General features: G+C 42.9%; 26 protein-coding genes. 19 read left to right on the top strand and 7 right to left on the bottom strand.

The window, feature by feature from the left end; translation table 11 throughout:
• Positions 1–26 precede the first annotated feature (26 nt).
• The 6 genes from CYG50_RS05335 to CYG50_RS05360 all read left to right on the top strand — a co-directional run bounded on the left by CYG50_RS05335 (position 27) and on the right by CYG50_RS05360 (position 5,122).
• Positions 27–1,595, top strand: a complete 1,569-nt coding sequence (locus CYG50_RS05335; RefSeq protein ID WP_102139583.1) for a methyl-accepting chemotaxis protein — start codon at positions 27–29, stop codon at positions 1,593–1,595.
• 133 nt (positions 1,596–1,728) lie between these two features.
• A complete protein-coding gene (locus CYG50_RS05340) occupies positions 1,729–2,565 on the top strand; it encodes a CheR family methyltransferase (protein WP_102139584.1) in 837 nt (278 codons plus the stop codon).
• Positions 2,565–3,632 (top strand): protein-glutamate methylesterase/protein-glutamine glutaminase, encoded by a 1,068-nt coding sequence (locus CYG50_RS05345; protein ID WP_102139585.1) that lies wholly within the window; start codon positions 2,565–2,567, stop codon positions 3,630–3,632. The genes CYG50_RS05340 and CYG50_RS05345 overlap by 1 nt, the downstream gene beginning before the upstream one ends.
• Before the next feature lie 41 nt (positions 3,633–3,673).
• Positions 3,674–4,066, top strand: coding sequence for a chemotaxis response regulator CheY (gene cheY, locus CYG50_RS05350; protein ID WP_004255705.1), 393 nt, complete (start codon positions 3,674–3,676; stop codon positions 4,064–4,066).
• A 24-nt stretch (positions 4,067–4,090) separates the two neighbouring features.
• Positions 4,091–4,729: a protein phosphatase CheZ gene (locus tag CYG50_RS05355; RefSeq protein WP_102139586.1), complete on the top strand. Its 639-nt coding sequence runs from the start codon at positions 4,091–4,093 to the stop codon at positions 4,727–4,729.
• A gap of 87 nt (positions 4,730–4,816) precedes the next feature.
• Positions 4,817–5,122: a helix-turn-helix transcriptional regulator gene (locus CYG50_RS05360; RefSeq protein WP_102139587.1), complete on the top strand. Its 306-nt coding sequence runs from the start codon at positions 4,817–4,819 to the stop codon at positions 5,120–5,122.
• A 42-nt stretch (positions 5,123–5,164) separates the two neighbouring features.
• On the opposite strand, the gene CYG50_RS05365 is transcribed toward CYG50_RS05360, so the two are convergent.
• From CYG50_RS05365 to CYG50_RS05375, 3 genes are all read right to left on the bottom strand, one after another.
• Positions 5,165–5,722: a hypothetical protein gene (locus tag CYG50_RS05365; protein ID WP_102139588.1), complete on the bottom strand. Its 558-nt coding sequence runs from the start codon at positions 5,720–5,722 to the stop codon at positions 5,165–5,167.
• A gap of 71 nt (positions 5,723–5,793) precedes the next feature.
• A complete protein-coding gene (locus CYG50_RS05370) occupies positions 5,794–6,045 on the bottom strand; it encodes a CcdB family protein (RefSeq protein WP_238706822.1) in 252 nt (83 codons plus the stop codon).
• Complete coding sequence (locus tag CYG50_RS05375) at positions 6,045–6,284, bottom strand: type II toxin-antitoxin system CcdA family antitoxin (RefSeq protein WP_102139589.1); 240 nt, start codon at positions 6,282–6,284, stop codon at positions 6,045–6,047. Before CYG50_RS05375 ends, CYG50_RS05370 begins: the two co-directional genes overlap by 1 nt.
• A 263-nt stretch (positions 6,285–6,547) precedes the next feature.
• On the opposite strand from CYG50_RS05375, the gene flhB reads away from it, so the two are divergent.
• Together flhB and flhA are read left to right on the top strand one after the other, a co-directional pair.
• On the top strand, positions 6,548–7,699 hold the full coding sequence (gene flhB / locus CYG50_RS05380; protein WP_102139590.1) for a flagellar biosynthesis protein FlhB: 1,152 nt from the start codon (positions 6,548–6,550) through the stop codon (positions 7,697–7,699).
• Positions 7,692–9,791, top strand: a complete 2,100-nt coding sequence (gene flhA, locus CYG50_RS05385) for a flagellar biosynthesis protein FlhA (protein WP_102139591.1) — start codon at positions 7,692–7,694, stop codon at positions 9,789–9,791. Before flhB ends, flhA begins: the two co-directional genes overlap by 8 nt.
• A 152-nt stretch (positions 9,792–9,943) precedes the next feature.
• On the opposite strand, the gene CYG50_RS05390 is transcribed toward flhA, so the two are convergent.
• The 4 genes from CYG50_RS05390 to flgA form a co-directional block, all read right to left on the bottom strand.
• Positions 9,944–10,915 carry an Abi family protein gene (locus CYG50_RS05390; RefSeq protein ID WP_102139592.1) on the bottom strand — a complete coding sequence of 324 codons (972 nt, stop codon included), beginning with the start codon at positions 10,913–10,915 and terminating at the stop codon, positions 9,944–9,946.
• Positions 10,916–11,120: 205 nt separating this feature from the next.
• The gene (locus CYG50_RS05395) at positions 11,121–11,561 is read right to left on the bottom strand and encodes a flagellar protein FlgN (protein WP_102139593.1); all 441 of its coding nucleotides are present in this window, start codon (positions 11,559–11,561) and stop codon (positions 11,121–11,123) included.
• A gap of 9 nt (positions 11,562–11,570) precedes the next feature.
• A complete protein-coding gene (gene flgM / locus CYG50_RS05400; RefSeq protein ID WP_102139594.1) occupies positions 11,571–11,873 on the bottom strand; it encodes a flagellar biosynthesis anti-sigma factor FlgM in 303 nt (100 codons plus the stop codon).
• A 494-nt stretch (positions 11,874–12,367) separates the two neighbouring features.
• The gene (flgA, locus tag CYG50_RS05405) at positions 12,368–13,006 is read right to left on the bottom strand and encodes a flagellar basal body P-ring formation chaperone FlgA (protein WP_181490167.1); all 639 of its coding nucleotides are present in this window, start codon (positions 13,004–13,006) and stop codon (positions 12,368–12,370) included.
• 238 nt (positions 13,007–13,244) lie between these two features.
• On the opposite strand from flgA, the gene flgB reads away from it, so the two are divergent.
• The 11 genes from flgB to flgL all read left to right on the top strand — a co-directional run bounded on the left by flgB (position 13,245) and on the right by flgL (position 23,517).
• Positions 13,245–13,658, top strand: a complete 414-nt coding sequence (flgB, locus tag CYG50_RS05410) for a flagellar basal body rod protein FlgB (protein ID WP_102139595.1) — start codon at positions 13,245–13,247, stop codon at positions 13,656–13,658.
• Between the two features lie 5 nt (positions 13,659–13,663).
• Positions 13,664–14,068, top strand: coding sequence for a flagellar basal body rod protein FlgC (flgC, locus tag CYG50_RS05415; RefSeq protein ID WP_004909868.1), 405 nt, complete (start codon positions 13,664–13,666; stop codon positions 14,066–14,068).
• Positions 14,069–14,080: 12 nt separating this feature from the next.
• A complete protein-coding gene (locus CYG50_RS05420) occupies positions 14,081–14,938 on the top strand; it encodes a flagellar hook assembly protein FlgD (RefSeq protein WP_102139596.1) in 858 nt (285 codons plus the stop codon).
• A gap of 27 nt (positions 14,939–14,965) precedes the next feature.
• Positions 14,966–16,225, top strand: a complete 1,260-nt coding sequence (gene flgE / locus CYG50_RS05425; RefSeq protein ID WP_102139597.1) for a flagellar hook protein FlgE — start codon at positions 14,966–14,968, stop codon at positions 16,223–16,225.
• 15 nt (positions 16,226–16,240) lie between these two features.
• Positions 16,241–16,996 carry a flagellar basal-body rod protein FlgF gene (locus tag CYG50_RS05430; protein WP_102139598.1) on the top strand — a complete coding sequence of 252 codons (756 nt, stop codon included), beginning with the start codon at positions 16,241–16,243 and terminating at the stop codon, positions 16,994–16,996.
• Positions 16,997–17,014: 18 nt separating this feature from the next.
• Positions 17,015–17,797, top strand: coding sequence for a flagellar basal-body rod protein FlgG (gene flgG / locus CYG50_RS05435; protein WP_004909875.1), 783 nt, complete (start codon positions 17,015–17,017; stop codon positions 17,795–17,797).
• Positions 17,798–17,866: 69 nt separating this feature from the next.
• Positions 17,867–18,649, top strand: a complete 783-nt coding sequence (locus CYG50_RS05440; protein WP_375373117.1) for a flagellar basal body L-ring protein FlgH — start codon at positions 17,867–17,869, stop codon at positions 18,647–18,649.
• A 35-nt stretch (positions 18,650–18,684) separates the two neighbouring features.
• Positions 18,685–19,788: a flagellar basal body P-ring protein FlgI gene (locus CYG50_RS05445; protein ID WP_102139600.1), complete on the top strand. Its 1,104-nt coding sequence runs from the start codon at positions 18,685–18,687 to the stop codon at positions 19,786–19,788.
• Positions 19,788–20,768 (top strand): flagellar assembly peptidoglycan hydrolase FlgJ, encoded by a 981-nt coding sequence (flgJ, locus tag CYG50_RS05450; RefSeq protein WP_102139601.1) that lies wholly within the window; start codon positions 19,788–19,790, stop codon positions 20,766–20,768. Before CYG50_RS05445 ends, flgJ begins: the two co-directional genes overlap by 1 nt.
• Before the next feature lie 141 nt (positions 20,769–20,909).
• Complete coding sequence (gene flgK / locus CYG50_RS05455; protein WP_102139602.1) at positions 20,910–22,553, top strand: flagellar hook-associated protein FlgK; 1,644 nt, start codon at positions 20,910–20,912, stop codon at positions 22,551–22,553.
• Between the two features lie 28 nt (positions 22,554–22,581).
• A complete protein-coding gene (gene flgL, locus CYG50_RS05460) occupies positions 22,582–23,517 on the top strand; it encodes a flagellar hook-associated protein FlgL (protein ID WP_102139603.1) in 936 nt (311 codons plus the stop codon).
• Positions 23,518–24,086: the final 569 nt, after the last annotated feature.

Below are 24,086 nucleotides of genomic sequence, written 5' to 3' on the forward strand. Positions count from 1 at the left end.
CTTAGCTGGCACAAGTGGGGATTTCTATGTTTGGTAAAAATATCCGAATTTCGGTGAGTTTGTATCTACTTCTCATTTTATTTTGTGGGATGCAGATTGTGTCTAGCGGGGTTTCTGTTGGGATTGTTGTAAGTGAATTAAAATCTTTAGAGCGTATTGATTTGGGGTCTGATAAGCGGGCGATGCTTGAAGAAACCAGTAAACACCTGATGCAAGCACGCAATAGCCTGACGCAAATTGCTTTACTGCATAAAGTGGGTGGTAACGAACCATTGATTGAAGAAACGAGAGTGACTTTTGATAAATTACTCGAAGAAGCTGAGAAAGACTACATCAGGTTTAAAAACCAACCTCTTTTGAGTGAAAAAGAAAATCTCGCAGCACTTGAGAGCCGGTATAAAGCATTTGTGTTGACACTCAAAGCATTAAAAACACATTTAGATAACAACGACATTGCCGCCTATATTGAACTTCCTGCCCAAGAAAACCAGGATCAGTTAGAGCAAGTTGTCGAGGAGTACCTTGAATTACTGAATGCGGAAAACGATGAATCTCTTGCAGCAGCAAGAATGTATAACACGTTTGCGTGGAGTTCATTCGCCTCAGTGATCGTCATCATCATCGCTGTTATCGCATTTGCTCACTATTGGATGAAACGTAAAGTCATTAACCCGCTAAAAAGTATGGGAGATCACTTTGCACTAGTGGCGGATGGCAAACTAAATCAAAAAATTGAAGTCACAACCGGTGATGAAATTGGTGAAGTGTTTGGTAAGTTAAAAGACATGCAGGAGTCTTTAGTGACTTCAGTGACAGCATTGCGCTCGAATACTGATCAAATGTATACAGGGATCCGTGAGATTGCTTTAGGAAATAATAACTTATCATCACGTACTGAACAGCAAGCGGCATCACTAGAAGAAACTGCGGCGAGTATGGAAGAGTTGACAGCAACTGTTAAGCAGAATGCGGATAACGCACGCCAAGCGAGTGAACTGGCGGTGAGTGCATCAAAAACCGCAACGAAAGGTGGAGAGATCACTGAAGATGTGATTGACACCATGACCTCGATTTCCAATAGCTCACAAAAAATTAGCGCCATTATTAGTGTGATTGATGGCATCGCTTTCCAAACCAATATCTTAGCATTGAATGCCGCCGTTGAAGCCGCTCGAGCAGGTGAACAAGGGCGTGGTTTTTCTGTGGTTGCCGGTGAGGTCAGGGCATTGGCTCAGCGCAGCGCGGAAGCAGCAAAAGAAATTAAAACATTGATTGATGAGTCTGTTGGCAGAGTGAGCCAAGGCTCTCAACTGGTTAATGAGGCGGGTGCAACCATGAGTGAATTGGTTGCAGCTGTTAACCAAGTTACTGAATTAATGGGTAATATTGCGTCTGCTTCCAATGAGCAAAGCCGTGGTATTGAGCAAGTCGCCACAGCAGTAAGCCAAATGGATTTAGTGACACAACAGAATGCGGCATTAGTTGAACAATCGACCAGTGCGACAGCGGCACTAGAAGACCAAGCAAACAACTTAGTCGATACCGTTGCATTCTTTGAATTACCCGAAAGCCATTTAAATCGTAATCGGCGTTAAGTATTGTGAAAATTCGTTTCTGAATTTTCGGTGGATAACCGTAACAGGTTATTTTTCCTTAGGTTATCCATCCTAAAAGGCAGCCAAATAACTGGCTGCCTCTGGGTTTTTATTGAATAGGACGACAAGTACGATGCTTTTTGTACCACAGGTAGAACCACTGACTGATGATGAGTTTGGTCGGGTTTGTCGATTTATTCATAAAAAATCAGGCATTGTCCTCACCATGAATAAAAAAAATATGGTCTATAACCGGCTATTAAAGCGGTTACGTGATTGTAATATCGACAATTTTTCAGATTATTTACGAATGTTAGAGCGTGAGCCTCACCATGCAGAATGGCAAGCTTTTGTGAATGCTTTGACGACAAATTTAACGGCATTTTTTCGTGAGCCACATCATTTTGTGACGTTAGCAGACTTTGTTCGCACTCGTAAAAATAGCGCCATTAATATTTGGTGTGCCGCATCTTCAACAGGAGAAGAGCCGTATTCGATAGCAATGACACTGAGCGATGTTCTTGGGCCAAACGCCATCAATGCCAAAGTGATTGCCAGTGACATTGACACGGAAGTGCTAGAAAAAGCGAAACAAGGTGTGTATCGCATAGAAGAGCTGAAGTCTTTAACAGCATTACAGAGACAACGTTATTTTATGAAAGGCGTTGGCGAGTTTGATGGCTATGCGAGAGTCAAGCCTGCATTACGCCAAATGATTGAATTTCGTTATTTAAATTTGAGTGATCATGATTGGCAAATGCAGCACCGATTTGATGCGATTTTTTGTCGTAATGTCATGATTTATTTTGATAAAGAAATGCAAATCAAAATGTTAGAGCGCTTTGCCACATTGCTTAAGCCAGATGGCTTGCTATTTATTGGGCATTCCGAAAATTTATCACAGCTATCGCAAAGTTTCGTTATTAAAGGGCAAACCGTCTACAGCTTACAAGCTGCGAGGAGGGGGTAATGAAAAAAATTAAAGTGCTATGTGTGGATGACTCAGCACTGATGCGCCAATTAATGCGTGAAATAATTAATAGTCATGAAGACATGGTTGTGGTCGATACTGCACCAGACCCTTATGTCGCACGTGACTTAATTAAACAGCATGAACCGGACGTGATCACGTTAGATGTGGAAATGCCACGAATGGATGGTATTGATTTCTTAGAAAAATTAATGCGTTTGCATCCAATGCCTGTGGTAATGGTTTCAACATTAACGTCGAAAGGTTCAGAGGTGACGTTAAAAGCGTTGGAATTAGGTGCCGTGGATTTTGTCACAAAACCCCAAATTGGTATTCGTGAAACGATGATGAGTTATCGCGATATTATTGGTGAAAAAATCCGTGCGGCAGCAATGTCTAAAATTACGCAACGGAGCCGCTTTGCTCGTCCAGAAAAAAAGATCAGTGAACCAGCGTCTCAAGCCAAAGCGCTCTCTCCTTATGTTTGCAATAGCCGTGTGATTGCGGTTGGCGCATCGACTGGAGGCACGGAGGCGATACGTCAATTTCTGGAAATGTTACCTCATGAATGTCCTCCGGTAGTGATTACTCAGCATATGCCTGCGGGTTTTACACGCTCTTTTGCTGATCGCTTAAATAAACTCTGTGTTTTGACCGTAAAAGAAGCCGAACACAACGAGTTATTACAAAAAGGCCATGCCTATATTGCACCGGGCGATTCGCATATGTTGATTGCTGATAAAGGCAAGGGATTTCAAGTCATTTTACAACAAAGCGAACCTGTTAACCGCCACCGTCCTTCTGTTGATGTGCTGTTCGATTCGGTTGCTCAATGTGTTGGGCGAAAATGTATTGGGATCTTATTGACAGGAATGGGGATGGATGGTGCAAAAGGGCTATTAAATTTACGTAAGCAGGGAGCAATTACTTACGCACAAAACGAAAGTAGTTGTGTTGTGTTTGGTATGCCTCGTGCGGCGATTGAAATGGGGGCTGCGGATGAAGTGCAAGATATCCTCAAGATTGCCCCAAGTGTTTTAGCAAGACTTTCTTCTGTCACGGTTTAAACCGAGGCAGGAACTCACAATTGTATTTTGAAGGAGTGGTTATGGCCGCTAAAGATCTTAGTTTTTTGGTTGTCGATGATTTTTCTACAATGCGACGTATCGTCCGTAACTTATTAAAAGAGCTCGGATTTAACAAAATAGAAGAAGCGGAAGACGGTGTTGATGCATTAGAGAAAATCCGTACAGGTAGCATTGATTTTGTCGTGGCTGACTGGAATATGCCAAACATGGATGGCCTTGAGTTGCTTAAAACCATTCGTGGCGATGATGCTTTGAAACATATCCCTGTATTAATGGTGACAGCCGAAGCGAAAAAAGAAAATATTATTGCTGCAGCGCAAGCGGGTGCGAGTGGTTATGTTGTTAAGCCGTTCACTGCCGCTATTTTAGAAGAAAAACTGAATAAAGTATTTGAAAAAATGGGTCTGCAATAACAGTGCGTGCCAAAGGAGATTTTCATGACTGAACAAGTGGGTATGGAAGGTATTCGCAATGGTAATGATGATTTAAAACAAGTCATTACGCGCATTGGTACGCTAATGAGAACCCTGCGTGAGAGTATGCGCGAATTGGGCCTAGAAAAAAGCGTTCAACAGGCGGTGGCCAGTATTCCAGACGGTAAAGACAGGCTGCGTTATATCGCACAAATGACAGCGCAAGCGGCAGAGAAAACCTTAAATGGCATTGATGTCATCAAACCACTGCAAGTGGACATGAATAAGAATGCGCAGGAGCTGCAGCAACAATGGCAAGAAACCGCTGGAGATACGGTTCCTACGCAATTGCGTGAGTCAACAGAAGCCTTTTTAGGACAAGTGATCCAAGACAGCGAAACGACTAAAGCAGAGCTGTTGGAGATCATGATGGCGCAAGATTTCCAAGATTTAACAGGGCAAGTCATCAAAAAAATGATGGAAGTAGTTGAAGAAGCAGAGAAACAACTGCTAGCACTGTTAATGGAAAACACGCCACCTGAAATGCGTGCGAAAACGCAAAATGAAGGTCTGCTTAATGGCCCGCAGATCAATAAAGAAGGCGTTAATGTGATGGCATCACAGTCTCAGGTTGATGATTTACTTGATGAACTAGGCTTCTAATTGCCAACATGGTTTTTAATTAAACTACTCTAATTACATAGGGTTAGGGTAGTTTTCTTGTACTTGAGCGACAAGGAGGAAATTGCAATGATAAATAACGATTTAATTTCGACTTTGGTAATGAAAGAACAAGCTGAAACAGTTCAAGAAAATGAAGAGGATAGCGACGAATGTTATTCTGAGTTACAGGTGAGGCAAGCGTTAATCAATCAACTAAAAAAAGCGCGTTTAGCCAATAACTTAACCCAGATGCAAATTGCGGAGAAAATGCAAACACAAAAGCAAAACGTGTCGCGCTTGGAAAAAGCGCAGTTCGACCCGAAATTAGGCACATTACTAAAGTACGCAGAAGCGGTGGGAATGCGGATTACATTAGATTTCTCATCTAAATAATAATAGGTATGCCAATTAGTATTGATGTGGGTAATTTAATTGCTAATCATGTTGATAAACCGTGATAATTTGGCTGCCAAGAACTTGCTCAAATTGGTCAACAAAATCATCGCGTATATCCCAATTATGAAAACTGAAACCTAGATTGCCGAATGCCCATTGTGGATCAAACCACCACTTTGATAGAGGGGCATGAAAATCGCAATGAAAGCAAGCGAGATTTTCTAGTTTTCCTTCATACCAGTCGGATACCGCATCACCCCATGCGTGACTCTGTTCGCTTTGTTCATTTGCACACTGTGGGCAGTAAATACCGAGACCATTTCCCCCTGCATGGAACACAGTGCGTTCGGTAACGATAGATAAATAGTTTTTCAAGGTATCTTCAGGTAACTGAGTCGGCACGATTTCATCATTAATTACGTACAAAATGGGTTCTTTGTGAGCGGGGGTAGGACGATAAATCACTTCACCATACTCGATACCTTGAAAATCAGGGTCGATAATACCTTGCTGTTTCAGCCAATTAAGCATACGTGAGGCTTCTTTTGGGGCATCTTCTAAAGTGATATCTGGGGCAACAAGGTGGCAAGTATCCATAATAACCTTTTGTCGTTAAAAGCCATTAATAAGCAGGTCAACTGCGTGTTTAATCGTGTCTCGTTGGTGAGTCAAATCAACGATTTCTTTTCTAGTAATGAAAGAGGAACACAAGCCATTTGATGAGTCATTAAAATAAAAACCTGCCCGTTGATTGATAATTGTGGATTTAAGCGTACAGGTAATGGTTTTTTAACAAGCCTACTATCGAATAACGGGATGACTAAGCGAGTATTCAATATATCAATAATATTACTTTGAATATCCAGTAAGTACGGGTATTTAACCGTATCTTCTCGATTTTGATAGAGGCAATATTGCATTAAAAATCCTTGTATTTATCTGAGAGTAATCCATGTTCTTCATTGATCCTATTTAACTCATTAAAACCTTCTCTATTTTCATTTTTCCATTTCTGCGCTTCTAGGCGTTTTAATTCAGCCTGCAAGGCACACGTTAGTATTGCAGATAGGTTAAGTTTTGCCTGCCTAGCTTGTTCGTAGAGTTCAGGCGCCACCGTGACACTGACGGTTTTTTTCATTCTTTGAGCCGTGGTATTCATGGGATTTCCTTAATTACACGTGTTCATACACATGTAATTTAGCATGCTTATTGCTCATATAGGGATTTTATTCTTTATTAATACGAAATATAGGATTATCTTCAGTGGGTGCTCATGTTTGCGAAGCCCTTTGCAAAATTGCCGCTTTATTGCTCAATAGGCAAATAACCCCCTTGAACTGCGTCTATTTTCCACCATTGATTTTTTTACACTCTGTCATGCTATAGCGATAACTCGTATTTTCATTAAATTTTGGAACCGCGGTGTCCGACGAGAGTGATGTAGAAAAAACAGAAGAACCCACACCCCATAAAAAGCAAAAAGCCAAAGATGATGGGCAAATCGTTCGTTCAAAAGAACTTAGCTCGCTAATGATGATGTTAGCAGGCGTGAGCTTGCTATGGCTAAGTGGTGGGCATCTGGCGACACAACTACGGCAAATTGCTCGGCAGGGTTTTATATTTGATAGCCATTACTTGCAAAATACAGGTTTGATGCTCAGTTACTTAGGGCGCGTTGTGAGTGAGGCGTTATTTGCTTTATTACCCGTCATTGGCGGGTTAGCGTTAGTGGGTATTTCTGCGTCATCGTTAGTGGGGGGACTCGTTTTCAATAGCAAGTTGATTAAATTTGATTTGAAAAAGTTAAATCCAATCAAAGGGCTAAAACGTATTTTTTCTATGAATGCGTTATCGGAGTTATTTAAAGCGATTTTGAAATCGTTATTTGTGGGGTTAGGGGCATTTATTTTTCTTTGGCAAAGTTGGCCCTCATTACTGCATTTAGTCATGGAATCACCCGTTACGGCGCTAAGTAATGCATTGCAGAAAGTCATTTTTGCAGGGTATTTAATTGTGTTTTTGCTTATTCCTATGGTGGCTTTTGATGTTTTTTATCAGTTTCGCTCTCATTTGAAAAAATTGCGCATGAGTCGCCAAGAAATCAAAGATGAATTCAAGCAGCAAGAGGGTGACCCTCAAATTAAAGCTAAAATCCGCCAACAGCAGCGTGCGATTGCGCGTAACCGAATGATGGCGGATGTCCCAAGTGCGGATGTTATTGTCACTAACCCGACACACTATGCGGTTGCCCTAAAATATGATGACAAAAAAATGGGGGCACCAAAAGTATTAGCGAAAGGGGCAGGTGTATTGGCTCAGCGCATCAAAGAAATTGGTGAAGAGCACCGAATATTACAGTTAGAAGCACCGCCGCTTGCTCGTGCGCTATATCGCCACGCGGAGATAGGGCAAAGCATTCCTGTTGCATTATATGCAGCGGTTGCAGAAGTTTTAGCATGGGTTTACCAACTGCGTCGTTGGCGCCGTGAAGGTGGGCTCAGACCAAAAAAACCGAAAAATTTACCAGTGCCACCGACGCTGGACTTTGCTGGAGATAACAATCGCGATGGCTAATTTGGCTTCATTATTAAAATTGCCGAAAAATTTACAGGGAACGCAGTGGCAAATACTGGCCGGGCCGGTTCTTATCTTATTGATTTTGTCGATGATGGTATTGCCATTACCGGCATTTTTATTGGATTTACTGTTTACCTTTAATATTGCGCTTTCCATTATGGTGTTATTAGTGGCGATGTTTACCAAGCGTACGTTGGATTTTGCCGCTTTTCCAACCATATTACTGTTTGCAACTTTACTGCGACTCTCTTTGAATATCGCTTCTACCCGGATCATCCTAATGGAAGGCCATACAGGCCCAGATGCTGCCGGGCGAGTCGTCGAAGCATTCGGCCATTTTTTGGTGGGGGGGAATTTTGCAATTGGTATTGTGGTGTTTATTATCCTCGTATTGATTAACTTTATGGTTATCACAAAAGGAGCCGGACGTATTGCTGAAGTGGGTGCACGTTTTGTTCTTGATGGAATGCCAGGCAAGCAAATGGCGATTGATGCGGACCTCAACGCGGGTATCATCAGTGATGATGAAGCCAAAAAGCGTCGTACAGAGGTTACGCAAGAAGCTGATTTTTATGGCTCAATGGACGGTGCGAGTAAGTTTGTCCGTGGGGATGCTATTGCGGGGATCATGATTATGGTGATCAACGTAGTGGGTGGGCTGATTGTTGGTGTTGCTCAACATAATATGTCTTTGGGGAATGCGACGAGTACATATACCTTGCTGACTATCGGTGATGGGCTTGTGGCGCAAATACCTGCTTTGATTATATCAACAGCTGCAGGGGTTATTGTCACTCGTGTCGCAACCGATGAAGATGTGGGTGAACAGATGGTCACCCAGCTATTCAATAACCCTCGCGTGATGTGGTTGAGTGCGGGTGTTCTCGGTTTAATCGGTTTGATCCCGGGCATGCCTAACTTTGTCTTTTTGCTGTTTACCGCAGCATTGGCTGCCCTTGGTTGGTATTTAGTGCGTAAATCGCAGCAACCGGAAAGTGCCACGGGAGATAATAGCCAATCGCAGCATTTCCAAGAAGCCAATAAAGTGGTTGAAGCCACGTGGGATGACGTGCAATTAGAAGATTTATTGGCGATGGAAGTGGGTTATCGGTTGATCCCATTAGTCGATAATGAACAGCAAGGCGAGTTATTAGGGCGATTGCGTGGTTTACGTAAGAAATTTGCTCAAGAAGTGGGGTACTTACCACCGGTGGTGCATATCTGCGATAACTTAGCGCTTTCCCCATGTGAATACCGAATTCTGATTAAGGGTGCGGAAGTTGGACGTGGTGAAGCACAGCCAGGGCGCAGTCTGGCTATTGACCCAGGTAATGCCGCGGGGACGCTACAGGGGGATATCACTAAAGAGCCTGCGTTTGGTTTACCCGCAATCTGGATTGATGATGATTTACGTGAACAAGCACAAATTCAAGGGTATACGGTGGTATCAGCGAGTACTGCGGTGGCAACTCACTTTAATCAAATTTTACTGCAAAACTCCAGCACCTTATTTGGCCGCCAAGAAGCACAAATGCTGTATGACCGTGTGAAAAAAGAGATGCCAAAACTGGCTGATGACTTGATCCCAGATACGATTTCATTAACGATTTTGCACCGTGTACTGCAAAATTTATTAATGGAAGATGTGGTGATCCGCGATATGCGCACCATCATTGAAACCTTGGCTGAAATGGCAGGGGAAAACGGGGAAAATAAAGATACCGATTATTTAACATCTCAAGTGCGCATTGCATTAGGCCGAGCAATCACACAGCAGTGGTTTGGTCATGCAGAAGAAATTCAAGTAATTGGTTTAGAGGCTAGCCTTGAGCAGATCTTACTGCAAGCCGCGAAGAACGGCGGTGGGTTAGAGCCGAATTTGGCACAGTTTATTCAAACTCAAGCGGAGCAAGCCGTGGCACACCAAGAGGCGATGGGGGCACCAACGGTATTATTAGTCAACCATGGTTTGCGTTTGATTTTATCGCGTTTCTTGCGTCGCAGCCTGCCGCAGCTGGTGGTTATGTCGAATTTAGAAATGACGGACCACCGTAAGATAAGAATGACGTCGATGATTAGTGGTAGTTAATCATCTTGCTTCTATCTGAGGAGTTATGTAGTATAAGTCTGTAGTCGTTTTGAAGCTAAATTGTTCTTATACCGAAGGCGTGTATTTGAATGCTCGTCAAAACGCAAAGAAAGTACAAAGAGGCCGCTCTAGTAAGAGCGGCCTCTTTGTACTTAACTGGCTAAAAAACGCCCTACAATTTTGCCTTTATCTGTTAGCAACACAGATTGCCCATCACGCAGGACTTTTTTCAAATTGTGCTTTCGTCCGATTTTACTCAAAGCTATCTTTTTTGTACCTGATGCGAGTTTAAATGCGGTTAATCCATCTATGTGGATAAGCTGAACTAAATCTTTATGAGTAAAGCTATGTAGGTAGTAGGATTGCATATCGCTAGATAGCCACCCAAGTAGGTCGATTAAATGACGATACTCTAACTTTAGTCGGCTTAACGTTGAAGTGATATCATCAGGGGCACTTTTGATTATCGAGTTATCAAACTCATTAACTAAGTTACCAAATTTCCATATAGGTTCAAAATGAGCACATCTATTGCGCAGTTTATTTGTTTGCAGCAGCCGTTGAATGATTCTATGTCGATTTTTTATATCTTTAGGATGTGACTTTTGATGGATAGAGTACGGGTAATACTGAAAAATTTTAGGAAATATTTGTTCCCATGGAATAATTTCACCATTGCTGGTTTTATTAATTTTTAAAATATGCGCCCATTTTCCATTCTCTAGAGTTGAAATTATTTTATGTGGAGCAGGGGGTGGTTGAATATATTTGCCATTTTTCTTTTTCGCAGAATCAATAGCGTTGAAAAGTTTATTACTGCGTGTCAGACCTAGATAATCATACCAATTACAAGACTGAGCATTACCAGATAATTTTTTATTACATACAGTTAATTGATTTGTAAAATAAAAATGGCTAAGAGTATTATGGATTTTGTTTCTTAACGTGATTTCAATTATACCAATCAAGTACATAAACTTAGTGGAAATTTCTTCATTCCAACAGTAAATGCCATGCAATTCGTTCATATCTGTTGTTTTGAATATGGTTCGATAGTTAAAAAAACGTTCGATACTAATATCTATAATGTGTGAGTTTACATTTATGGGTGGTGCCCTAAACATATCTATCCCCGTGGTATTTAAGAGATATAGTCTAATTGATAAACGTTATCTCAGATGAAATAGTTAAATTTACTTAACTTATCATTGAGGGGGGATGATAAAAAGAGGTTGTTACAGAGATTTTGTCTGTATTTACCCTTTATGAGCGGGATATGAAATGAATACTAGATAAGACGGGTGTGTTTTGGACAGGATAAAACACACCTTAGATCGAAATTTTCTTACCTAATGCAGGGCTTTTTGACTCTAAACCATCCGCACCATAAGTGGATTGGTTATTATGTTTTTTCACAAAATTGAGGCGTTGAGCGTTGAGCTCAATATGCAATTGTAGCATTTGGTGATTACGGTAATTCAGCTCTTTTAGCTCAGTTGTTAAGCTTTTAATAGCTTCCCATACACCTGCTAGTGCATCATTGCCTTCATAAGGTGCACTGATCTCAGATTGTGCTTCTAACGCTAGGCGGTTTGTTTCACCATGGCCGATCGCAGCAACTAAAAACCGTTTTTGTTCAGTGGTTTCCTGAAAAGGCGAAGGCGGCACACGGTGATAACCTAGTAATAGCTCTTCATTTTTCATCACTATTTGTAATGATTGCAAATGGGCGAGTTGTTGCTCAAGTAATATCAGTAATTCGTCAGTCATAGTGGTTATTTATTTCATTGATAACATGCATTCATGAGCATCGCGCAAAATGCCATCAGCAATTTTTTCAGCATCCATAGTTAGGGTGCCATCTTTGATTGCTTGTTTAATTTGTTCAACTTTAGCACTATTAATATCACTTGCTTGTGGTTGCAATAATTTTTTTTGTAGCTCACTAGGAGCAAAAGAACTTTCTTTAACGACTTCATTAGTGGGCACTTTTTTGTCCCGCATCGGGGCAGCCGCATCTTGTGGATCGCGGTTTGTCACCTGAGTCAACGCAGAAATTGCAGATGTTTGCTCAATAGCCATAATGTGTTTTCCTATTCCCGATTTTTTTCATATGTGAGTTATCGGCTTATATTGATGAATCTTTAGTGTGTATAGTGTTACAAAATATTGCACCATTCACCAGCTATACTCGTCATACTTCAAGTTGCAGCGTTGTTAACTGCGCTCAGATAGCCGAATCACATACTTGTGTATGCTCATCGGTCTCTCTTCACTTGTCGCCTAGCTGCAACTCGAATTATTTAGAGTATATACTCGTGATACTTCAATCCGCAGTGTTGTTGACTGCGCTCAGCTCGCCGGATCACATACTCATGTATGCTCATCGGTCTCTCTTCTCTTGTCGCCTAGCTGCAACTCGAATTATTTAGAGTATATACTCGTGATACTTCAATCTGCAGTGCTGTTGACCGCGCTCAGCTCGCCGGATCACATACTCATGTATGCTCATCGGTCTCTCTTCACTTGTCGCCTAGCTGCAACTCGAATTATTTAGAGTACAAGTGGGGTTGTTTTTATTTTAATGCCACTTGAACACTGCCATTTTCGAGTGCTTCCCCATTCACAACTTGCCCATTTAACAAGCGCACTCGGGTATTTTGGCCGGCAGTGGCGTTGTTAATCGCTCTGCCTTCGTATTTCACTGAAAAATTATCACCATTGGCGAACACAAATACCGTTTGCCCCGCTTTTATTGCCCATGGTTGTCTTGTCATTGATTTTGTGAATGTTTGTCCGGCTGGAATATTGCGCAGGGCGATCGCTCCGCGAAGTGCGATTTTATCGGTGCTTGCGCCTGCAGGTAGCTTATGTAATAAGCCCTTTTTAGTTCCGATATCAACAAACTGTATAGATTCCCCTCTGGTTATATTACGTGTGGCTACGTAATACTGGCCTGTAACATTCACCGTTAGCTGAATAAACTGTTTTTTCTTGCCACATTGTACTGGGAGGGAAACATTACCCATATTGCGTCCACCAATAGGTGGGTTGATTTGAGGGTGCTCACAAGTTGGCCAACGCTCAATTGGGGTTTTAATTTCTATTGAAATGTGCGTTTTCTTGCCATGAATTTGGCGAAAATAATGGTTGATATCTTGGGGTAACGACGCTTCAGAAAGCGCTGGAGTAAGCCCTAACAAACTGATTACCATATATAATGGCATTTTTTTAGCGTAATACATCCCGTTGTATTCCCCCCAACAAACAAACTTTTTCACGATTGCAGTTTACGCAGCTCCGTAATAATGAATGAGCCAAATAGGTCAATTATTTTGCCTTTATCTCGCCATTAGATTTTTTAGTAGGCCGCTAAGATATGCGGGTCGAATTTTAATTTTTACTCACGAACGCTCAAATTCAAGGATCGCGTTATTTCCATTGAGGCCCACTATGATTGATAAATTAAACGCCACGTTTGCTTTCCAGCAACAGGCTTTGTCAATACGCGAAGCAAGGCAGACCGTATTAGCTTCAAACATTGCTAATGCCGACACCCCCGGCTACCAAGCACGTGATATTGACTTTAATCGTCAACTTCAACAAGCCATGGATAAAGGTGTGGTAGGGGGAAAAGGCGTGACGCTCGCTGTTACGTCGAAAGGACATATCGAAGGGCGAGGGGGCAAAGCGCCAAATATTGACCTGAAATATCGTGTTCCTTACCAAACCTCAATGGATGGTAATACGGTAGATATGGATATTGAACGCAGCCAATTCGCAGATAACACCCTGAAATATCAGACCGACCTTACATTCATCAATAGCCGCGTCAAAAGTATGCTGGCTGTCTTACAGCAAGGGTAATCTTCATGGCTTTACTGAGTATTTTTGATATCTCTGCATCTGCATTGACCGCGCAATCTCAACGCTTGAATGTCAGTGCGAGCAATATGGCAAACGCAGAAAGTATTGCAGGGCCTGATGGTCAACCATATCGTGCAAAACAAGTCGTTTTTCAAATGGCACCACAAGGGCGCCACGAAGTGGGAGGCGTGCGTGTGAGTGAGCTGATAGAAGACCCTACGCCACCCCGTATGGAATATAAGCCCGGTCACCCGTCAGCGAATGAAAAAGGCTATGTGCAAATGCCGAATGTCGACATGGTTGGTGAAATGATCAATACCATTTCAGCCTCCCGTAGCTATCAAGCCAACTTAGAAGTGATGAATACAGCAAAAACCTTGCTGCAAAAGACACTCACAATAGGCCAGTAAGGGAGCGTTTTCATGGGAATTGCAGCCACAATGTACGACTCTTTGGACAATTCGATAGCTGGCCCTGAGCCGGCTGCGAGCAATGTGCCAAAGAAAAGTCAAAGTGACGATATGCGCGACACTTTTTTAAAAATGATTGTCACGCAGATGCAAAACCAAGACCCAACAAAACCAATGGAAAATACGGATTTAACCAGTCAATTGGCACAAATTGCCACGCTTGAAAGCATGAATAAACTCAGCGATAGCGTGAGTGGCATTTCCCAACAAATTGGTTCAGGTCAGTCATTACAAGCCACTCAGCTTGTCGGAAAAGGTGTGCTTATTCCGCGCAATGAAATCATTTTAGCACCACTCAAGAAAGAGAACACAGGCGAAGACAGCAATGTGACTAAGCCATCAAACCCGCTTCCTGACGAGGGCATCAGCCCAAATAGCCCTTCAATGTTTGGGCTTAGTAACAAAGGTGCTATTGCAGGTGAAGAGGGCGGTGAAGAGCCGCAATCTGAATATATTTCCTCGCCGTTTGGGTTCTTTTTACCGAAATTGGCGGACAACGTTGAAATTACTATTCGCGATAAAAACCGAATGGTTGTGCGAACCATTACCTATGATACGGAAGTTAAACCCGATATCTATGATATGGCGTGGGATGGTCGTGATAACAACGGCAACTTGGTCACGGATACAACAGGAAAATATTACTTTGATGTGAAAGCCGTCAGTTCAGGGGCTGAAATCGAAGTGACCAAACTGGGGTATACCCGTGTTAACGGTGTGACCCCAGGCTCTGACGCACCATTACTTGATGTTGGCATTGGGCAAAGTGTCCCGCTGAGCAGCATTTTCAAAGTTTATCCATCTTCTTAATTTACCCCCAATACTCATGGAGAAAATATGTCTTTTTCACAAGCAGTCAGTGGCTTAAATGCAGCCTCAGCGGGGCTTGATTCAATTGGTAATAATATTGCCAACTCCGCAACAAATGGTTTTAAAGGCGCGACGACCTCATTTGCCGATATGTTTGCAGGCTCAGGTGTTGGCTTAGGTGTCAATGTGGCCGCAGTGACCCAAAATTTTAAAGATGGCCCAATCACGCGCACGGATAGAGCGACAGACGTTGCCATCTCAGGTAATGGTTTTTTCCGCGTACAAGACCAAAACGGTGATACTTACTACAGCCGTGATGGTCAATTCTTACGCGATAAAAGCGGTAATTTAGTCAATAACCAAGGGATGGTAGTCACAGGTTACCCCGCGAGTGTTGATGAAAAAGGCAATGTTACCATTCAAAGTGGTGGTGTTCCTGCTGGTTTGAATATTCCAACCGATATGATGGATGCAAAAGCGTCGGAATTAGCGAAATTAACCATTAACCTGAACTCAGAAGATAAAATCAAAGATAAACCTTTCGATGTAAACAACCCCGATGATTCAGCAACTTACAATTTCAGCACGACTATGACGGCGTATGATAGCCAAGGTAACACGCATGAAATTTCCGTGTACTTTGTAAAAAGTGCGGATAATGAATGGAAAGTGTATGCCAAAGATGCGAACGACAAAGTTGCAACGCAATTAATCAATACTGAGGATGTAGACGATACCGTTGTTGTTCATAATAAATTAATTTTTGATGGTAACGGGCGTTTGTCTGCACCTACAGATGCCACTTTTGATTTTAATTATAAAGGGCTAAATGGTGCAAATGATGGTGTTCTTAGAGTTGACCTAAACAAAACTCGCCAACAAAAAGTCAGCGAGTCTTCCGTTAGTGCGATTGATGTTAATGGCTATCCTGCTGGTGAATACACCACCTTTAAAATCGAAGATAACGGTTTGATTACCGCTAACTATTCTAACCAACAAAAACGTGTGGTTGGTCAAGTGGCATTATCCGCTTTCGCAAACCCAAATGGTCTGGTCTCCCAAGGTGGTAACGTTTGGGCCTCTTCTAATGCGTCAGGTAACCCGATGGACGGCGTTCCGGGTGTCGGCCAGTTTGGTAAATTAACCAGCGGTGCGTTGGAGTCTTCTAACGTGGATATGAGCCAAGAGTTAATTAGCATGATTGTGATGCAGCGTAATTACCAATCAAACGCGCAAACCATCAAGACACAAGATCAGATGTTACAGACGCTGGTTAACTTACGATAAAACAAGAGGGTGGCCATGGATCACGTCATTTATACCGCGATGGGAGGAGCGCGTCATGCGCTGGAAAACCAAGCGATTGTTTCAAATAACATTGCCAATGTGTCAACCGCAGGCTTTAAAGCGCAATTGTCCGCAATGCGTGCCGTACCGATAAATGGTGACAGCGAGCAAACCAGAACACTGGTGGTGGCTTCTACTCCCGGTGCTGATATGAGCCAAGGGCCGCTCAATTATACGGGTAAACAAACCGATGTTGCGTTGAATGATAAGCACTTTTTGGCTGTTGAGTTAGCAGATGGCACAGAAGCTTATACCCGTAACGGTAATATTCAAGTGTCTAGTGAAGGTGAACTTGTCATTGGCGAACGTCGCTTACAAGGTGATGGTGGGCCAATTAACGTTCCGCCAAATGCAGAATTAACCATTGGTGCAGACGGGACAGTTACCGCGCTTTTAGCCACTGACCCGCCAACGATGTTAGGGCAAATCGGGCGCTTGAAAGTGGTTGAAGCGCAGCCGCAAGACTTGATCCGTGGCGAAGACGGCTTGTTTCATTTATCACCACAAGGGCAAGCGGCAAATGGCAATGTTTTGCCACAAAGTGAACGCGGAATTGTCACTGCGGGGGTGATTGAAGGCAGTAATGTCAATGCTGCGGAAGCCATGGTCTCGATGATTGCCAATGCAAGGCACTTTGAAATGCAAATGAAAGTTGTCCGCAGTGCTGATGAAAATGCACAACGGGCGAACCAACTGCTCGCTGTTAGCTAAATACAGTAAGGAATTATTATGATCCGCTCATTATGGATTGCTAAAACAGGGCTTGATGCTCAACAAACTAACCTTGATGTTATTTCGAATAACTTAGCAAACGTTAGTACCAATGGCTTCAAGCGCCAACGCGCTGTTTTTGAAGATTTAATGTACCAAAACATTCGCCAACCGGGTGCTATGAGCTCTGAACAAACGTCGTTACCATCGGGTTTGCAGATGGGAACGGGGTCACGCCCTGTTGCCACTATGCGTATTCATGCTCAAGGTGCATTAAATAAAACGGGAAATACCAACGATATCGCTATCAGAGGCCAAGGTTTTTTACATGTGCAAATGCCGGATGGTACAGATGCCTATACACGTGATGGGGCACTACAGCCAAACCAAGATGGCCAATTAGTGACGTCCAGTGGTTACCAAATCGTTCCTGCGATTATGATCCCCGATAACGCGAATAGCTTGTCAATTGCGCGAGATGGTACCGTGACCATCACCGTCTATGGCGATAACCAACCACAGCAAATTGGCCAAATTACATTAACCACCTTTATTAATGACGCCGGTTTGGAAAGTATGGGGGAAAATCTGTATATGGAAACCGCCAGTTCGGGCGCACCAAATGAAAGTGCACCGGGTACCAATGGCGCAGGTTTACTTTATCAACACATGTTAGAAACCTCTAACGTCAATGTGGCAGAAGAGTTGGTCAACATGATCCAAACTCAACGTGCTTATGAAATCAACAGTAAGGCGGTATCCGCTTCTGACCAAATGTTACAGCGATTAACGCAATTGTAACGGGTAAGAATACGTAGAAATAACTCATTGCGATAGTGATGAGTTATTAATGAGAGGGACCTCTTCGTGATGATAAAACGTACACAGCAGCAAAAGAGTAACATGATGATTGAAAGCGGCACGATTTCTCAACAGCAAAAAGCAGCGTTGCTAACACGTTTCATAACACCTAAACAGGCAGGGTTACTTGCCATTTTGGTCTTAGTTACCAGCGGTTGTGCACAAATCAAATCGCGTCCATTAGTGGACACCCAAACCACGGCAATCCCAACAGCACCGACAGCACCTGCACCGAATGGCTCGATATTTCAAAGCGCTCAACCCGCTTACTATGGTTATCAACCATTGTTTGAAGACAGGCGTCCTCGTAATGTTGGCGATATTTTGACCATTAACTTGCAAGAAAACGTGAGTGCGAGCAAAAACTCCTCAGCGAATGCCAATCGTAGTGGGAAAACAGGTTTCTTAGCTGCGATCTTACCGGGTTTCATGCAAGGGTGGATTGGCGGTAAAAACACAGAATTAGATATTAAAGGTAACAGTGACTTTAGCGGCAAAGGCGGTGCCAATGCCAACAACACCTTTAAAGGCACCATCACTGTCACTGTAGACCAATTATTGGCGAACGGTAACTTACATGTGGTTGGTGAGAAACGTATTGCGATAAACCAGGGAACGGAGTCGATTCGTTTCTCAGGAGTGGTTAACCCGCGCACTATCGGCTCAGACAATCATGTGAGCTCGACACAAGTCGCTGATGCACGCATTGAATATGTGGGTGACGGCTATATTAACGAATCGCAAAACATGGGATGGCTACAACGCTTTTTCTTAAATGTTTCGCCTTATTAATTAAACATTAGCGAGAAAACAGCCGAGATAATTTAATGAAAAACAACGTATTAATTTTGCTATCACTATTTTTTTGCTTCGCTTTTTCAGCACACAGTGAGCGTATTAAAGATTTAACTACCGTTCAAGGCGTGCGAGATAACGCGTTGATTGGCTATGGTTTAGTTGTGGGTCTTGATGGGACAGGTGACCAAACCATGCAAACGCCGTTTACGACCCAAAGCTTGAATAACATGCTGTCGCAAATGGGCATCACGGTGCCACCGGGTACCAATATGCAATTGAAAAATGTAGCTGCGGTCATGGTCACCGCCAAATTGCCTCCTTTTGCACGTACAGGGCAATCCGTGGATATTGTCGTTTCCTCAATGGGTAACGCGAAAAGCTTACGTGGCGGTACGTTGTTGATGACTCCCTTAAAAGGGGTTGATGGGCAAATTTATGCGATGGCTCAGGGTAACATCTTAGTGGGTGGTGCGGGTGCCAGTGGCGGCGGCAGTAGTATTAAGGTCAATCAACTCAATGGCGGCCGTATTACTGGTGGAGCAACTATCGAACGTGAGTTGCCGAGCAGTTTCGGGCAAAGTGGTGCGATTAACCTGCAATTAAACGAAGATAGCTTCACATTGGCACAAGATATTGCGGATGCAATTAACCGAATGGGCGGTATGGGAACCGCGTCTGCGTTAGATTCTCGGACAGTGCAATTACTGGTTCCTGCCAATAATCGCGACCAAGTGCGCTTTTTAGCACGAGTGCAAGAACTGAATGTGCGTGCGCCAGTGGCTGAAGCGAAAGTGATCCTCAATTCACGCACCGGCTCTGTGGTGATTAACCGCAGTGTCACACTAGATAGCTGTGCTGTTGCACACGGTAGTTTAGCGGTCACGGTAGAAAGGCAAACTCAAGTGAGCCAGCCGGACACCCCATTTGCGGGTGGGCAAACCGTGGTGACACGAAACACCAGTGTCGGAGTACAAGATAGGGGCGGAGCATTGCAAAAAGTCAACGCCAGTGTGCAATTAAACCAAGTCATTCAAGCGCTGAATACACTCGGTGCAACGCCAAACGACTTGATGTCGATACTGCAAGCGATGGAAAGTGCAGGCTGTTTACGTGCGAAACTGGAGATCATCTAATGAGTGACATGCAGCTATTGCAAGGTGCCGCATTTGATTTACAGTCACTAGGGCAGTTAAAAGGTGAACTGAATAAAAATTCGGAGCAAGGGCTGCGCCACGTCACGCAGCAACTTGAGGCAACATTCGTTCAATTGATGCTAAAAAGTATGCGTGACGCACTTCCGCAAGATGGTTTATTTTCCAGCGACCAAACGCGCATGCTGACCAGTATGTATGACCAGCAAATCGCCCAAGATCTATCGCAAAAAGGCTTAGGTTTTGGGGAAATGATGTACCAGCAGCTTACGCGAGACCAGCACTCCTCGAGTGAGCCAGCATCCAGCGGCCTTCTGCCTTTAGATGAGAAAACAGCGCAATCATTACCGCCATTTAATATGGAACAAATGATGCGCCACTTTGCACCAATGGGCGATGCTCTATCGGCGCCATTCCAAAAAATCAAAGCCTTATCACTTAATAGCAGTAATTTTATTAGCCGCTTAATTGAACCCGCAAAAGCGGCAAGCCAAAACAGTGGTATTTCACATTTTCTGGTATTGGCACAAGCGGCATTAGAAAGTGGATGGGGGCAGCGCGAAATTCTGAAATCAGATGGAAAAACCAGCCATAACCTATTTGGGATAAAAGCGGGAAAAAACTGGGAAGGGCTTGTCACGAATATTATGACAACAGAAGTGATTAACGGCAAAACCATCAAAATGCGTGATGATTTCCGCGTTTATGGCTCTTATGAAGAGGCGATTGCCGATTATATCAACCTATTGACCGAAAACCCGCGTTATAAAGATGTTAAAAAAGCACCGACACCAGAGATTGCCGCACGCCGTTTACATCAAGCTGGATATGCTACAGACCCCGGTTACTCGGACAAGCTTATCACTTTGATTAATCAAATACGCGGCCATCAACCGACAAGTAGCCTCTCGACGTCAAGGGCGGTTCAGGCATATACCATAGACTTAAACGATATTTTCTAAAAATACGGAATTATTGCGAGTTTGGACTAAATAATTACGCTGAATTTCCGATAACCAAATATGCTCTAAATACTTTGTGTTGCTATCGCTTTTATTGTGTCAGCCAATGGCGGCGATAAGCATCCAGAACAGGAAAAGCTTATGCTGAACAATGTAATGAATAATGCGCTCAGTGGTGTGAACGCTGCACAAGGCGGGTTAAGTGTGATTTCCAACAACTTAGCCAACGCAGGTGTGGGTTACTATCATCGCCAAAGTGCTGTTTTCGGGGAGAATCCCGGTACGATGACACCTAATGGCTATTTTGGTAACGGCACTTATTTCAGCCATGTTCGCCGTGAGTTTGATGAATTTGTCAATGCGCAGTACAGCCAATCTCGCGCGCGTAGCGGCGACTATGAGGCGTACGTTAAGAACTGTAATAAAGTTGATGATTTGCTTACTAATGATATCGAAGATATCTCGAGTAATATTGGCAGCTTTTTTACTGCGTTAGACGCGGCCAGCAGTGATGCCAGTGACAAGACGTTGATTGACGTTTTTTTAGGCAACTCAAATGCATTATTGAGCCAGTTTAAAGAAGCAGATCGTCGTCTGCAGGAAATGGAACGCGATACGAATCATCAGATAGAAAATAAAGTCAAAGATATCAATATCTACGCTGAAAAAATTGCCGGTTTAAACCAGCAAATTTCGCGGATCCGTTCAGTAAGTGGCTCAGAGCCAAACGATTTATTAGATGTGCGTGACCGTTTAGTCAATGAAGTTAACTCATTGGTTGGTGTGAAGGTTATTGAGCAAAACGGCAACTATAACGTGACGTTTGCCAATGGCTTGCCGTTAGTCACCGGTGAGAAAGCGAATCGCCTGGAAGCGGTTCCGTCTTCTAAAGATGATAGCCGTTTTAGTATAGGTTTTGTGGGGGCGAATGGCCAAGCGCGTGAAATCCCTGATGAATCATTCCGTGGTGGGGAGCTCAGTGGTATCCTGCGTTCTCGTCAAGAAGTCATGGACCCGGCTTATCAAAAACTCAATAAGTTAGCATTGGTTTTCGCGACTAAATTCAATGAAGTTCATAGCAAAGGTTATGATGCCAACGGTAACACTGGTAAAGACTTCTTTGAAATGGGTAAAGGCAGCGTTGTTAGTAACACCCATAATAGTGGCAAAGCAGATTTTGATCTCAGTTATAGCGATGTGTCTAAAGTTACAGGCAATAACTACGAAATGCGTTTTGACGGCAATGAATGGAATGTCACACGTTTACCCGAAGGCATTAAAGTTCCTGTAGATTCCAATACTGCGGGTACACTGAAATTTGATGGTTTAGAAATCAAAATCAGCAATAGCACGGGTATGTCAAAAGGCGACTCATTTCTGGTGAAGCCAGTGAGTGGTGTGATCAACGGTATGCAGGTCTTGGTAAGCAATGCATCTGATTTCGCAGCTGCTGGAAGTAAAGACAGCGGCCCAGGTGATAATGAAAACATTAAGCAACTGGTTAAACTGCAAGACGAAAAACTCATTGATGGTAGCTCCACGTTTTCTGATTTCTATGCAACGTTAGTTAATGATGTGGGCAGCAAAACCAAGCAAGCGCAAATTGATTCTGAAACACAGAACAAAATGACAGAAAGCTTCTATGAACAAGAGCAAGCTATTTCTGGCGTGAATATGAATGAAGAAAGTATTCAGATGCAGAAAATCCAACAGTTTTTCAATGCCAATGCGCAAGTGCTAAAAACGGTGGATGATTTATTTAACGCATTGATGCGTGCATTCTAAATATTAGCGATAGAATAAGGATTTAGCGATGCGTTTAAGTACCAATATGATTTATCACCAACGCTTGCAAGACATGAACAGCGCTCAAGCGCGTTGGATGGATGCAGGAAGCCAATTAGCGTCTGGTAAACGTGTAAGCAAGCCTTCTGATGACCCGCAAGCGTCTTCGCAAGCGGTACGGATTAACCAGTCAGAAAACCGTAATCAACAGTATGTTGCCAGTCGTGGATTTGCTAAAACAGGAATGACGTTGCAGATGAGCATTTTGACTCAGATGACAGATGTGACGACACAAATCGATACCACGATTATTCAGGCATCAAACCAAGGTAGTTTAAGCGATAAAGACCGTAATACCTTGGCAGAGCAACTCACGGGGCTGAAAGAGCAGTTAGTGGCGTTGGGTAATTCGACTGATGGCAATGGCCGATATATTTTCGCGGGTTTTAAATCAGATAAACCACCATTTGAAATCGATGCTAACGGTGATGTGTTGTATCACGGTGGCGACAAAGCGATTATGCAGAATGTGGCGAGTGACCGTGAGATGACAACTTATTTCACCGGTGCGCAAGTGTTTGATACGGACAGTAACGGGGTTGTCAATATTTTCAAAGCGCTGAATACGGGTATTGAGTCACTGAAAAAACCACTGCAAGGCGCACCTCAAGCAGATTTAGACCAAGCGCAATCTGAGTTAGGTGAAGCGAACCGTGCCATTAAATCCGCATTAGATCAAATTTCCAATATTGAAGCTAAGCAAGGCTTACAATTACAAGAAATTGATAAATTGAATTTTTTAGCTGACACGCGCTCAATTCAAAACGCAGCCCGTAAAAGTGAGTTGTTAGAAACTAACTGGACTGGCACCACCACAGATTATTATAAAGAAAAAGCGATGTTTGAAGCTTCACAAAGTATTTTTAAAGACTTAAATAGCATGTCACTTTTCGGTAGCCGTTAATTATTTAATATTATTTTTACTCACCGCGCTGTGGAGTGATCCAAGCGCGGTTTTTTTGTTTGGTTTTTTTAGTCACTACTTCAAAGTTTGAGTTCACTATTTGTGTTTTTCATATTGCATAAATTTGCGTTTGTTTTACCCTAATTTGACCTTTTATTTTTACTCTTTAAAAATCCATTGACTAAACAATAAGTTGCAACCAGTACTGAAAATAAAGCTATTTTTCATTTTTTAAAGTTAGCACGTTGTTTTTATTTGTTTTAATCTACAAAAGTTATAGTTCACTGCCACACAGGCAGCTTAGAAATCAGCTGACGAGTCGGGCAACTACCAGAGCAAGTTCACTGCCACACAGGCAGCTTAGAAATCAGCAGTAAAGACAATGCCTTTGGATGCTTTGTTCACTGCCACACAGGCAGCTTAGAAAGTCAGATGTAGATACCATCTCTAGAAGCGAACTCAAAATTAATGAAGGTTAATTTTGGCTGATATCTTATTTGATTTTTTATACCCCCCAAACAGATTTGAATCAGCTTTTGCGTTGTAGTCCATAATGCTGCTCGAGTCTC

This window comes from Providencia huaxiensis (assembly GCF_002843235.3).
GTDB classification, from domain to species: Bacteria; Pseudomonadota; Gammaproteobacteria; order Enterobacterales; family Enterobacteriaceae; genus Providencia; species Providencia huaxiensis.